This window comes from Bacillus sp. Xin1 (assembly GCF_013314535.1).
Lineage (GTDB): Bacteria > Bacillota > Bacilli > Bacillales > Bacillaceae_G > Bacillus_A.
In genome coordinates this window covers 1-562 of record NZ_JABUAE010000173.1, presented here as the reverse complement: position 1 = coordinate 562, position 562 = coordinate 1, and the positions used below count along the sequence as shown (strand labels likewise).

Sequence of the window (562 nt, the reverse complement as noted above, 5' to 3'; positions counted from 1 at the left end):
TTTTTTATTTCCGCGGGTGTGGCGGAATTGGCAGACGCACCAGACTTAGGATCTGGCGCCTTTGGCGTGGGGGTTCGACTCCCTTCACCCGCATTGTGCGGTCGTGGCGGAATGGCAGACGCGCTAGGTTGAGGGCCTAGTGGGGGAAACCCCGTGGAGGTTCAAGTCCTCTCGGCCGCACCAAAGAAAAAAATAAAAAAGTACTTGCATTTGAAAATGCAATATGATAAGATAATTAAGTCGCTGAAATACAACGACGACAAAACATCATGAATAAGCGCCCGTAGCTCAATTGGATAGAGCGTTTGACTACGGATCAAGAGGTTAGGGGTTCGACTCCTCTCGGGCGCGCCATAACGGGAAGTGGCTCAGCTTGGTAGAGCACCTGGTTTGGGACCAGGGGGTCGCAGGTTCAAATCCTGTCTTCCCGACCACGCGGGTGTAGTTTAGTGGTAAAACAAGAGCCTTCCAAGCTCTGGTCGAGAGTTCGATTCTCTTCACCCGCTTTTAGTTCTTTGAAAACTGAACGAAACAAACAACGTGAAACGTCAATTTTTATTTT

The 562-nt window shown here is 49.6% G+C and carries 5 tRNA genes; all 5 read left to right on the top strand.

What is annotated here, in order from left to right:
• Positions 1–12: 12 nt before the first annotated feature.
• The 5 genes from HRG09_RS28365 (at position 13) to HRG09_RS28345 (ending at position 506) form a co-directional block, all read left to right on the top strand.
• Positions 13–93: transfer RNA gene (locus HRG09_RS28365), tRNA-Leu, on the top strand.
• Positions 94–97: 4 nt separating this feature from the next.
• A tRNA-Leu gene (locus HRG09_RS28360) sits at positions 98–183 on the top strand.
• A gap of 94 nt (positions 184–277) precedes the next feature.
• A tRNA-Arg gene (locus HRG09_RS28355) sits at positions 278–354 on the top strand.
• A gap of 3 nt (positions 355–357) precedes the next feature.
• A tRNA-Pro gene (locus HRG09_RS28350) sits at positions 358–434 on the top strand.
• A 1-nt stretch (position 435) separates the two neighbouring features.
• Positions 436–506 (top strand) — tRNA-Gly (locus tag HRG09_RS28345).
• The last annotated feature ends 56 nt before the right edge of the window (positions 507–562 follow it).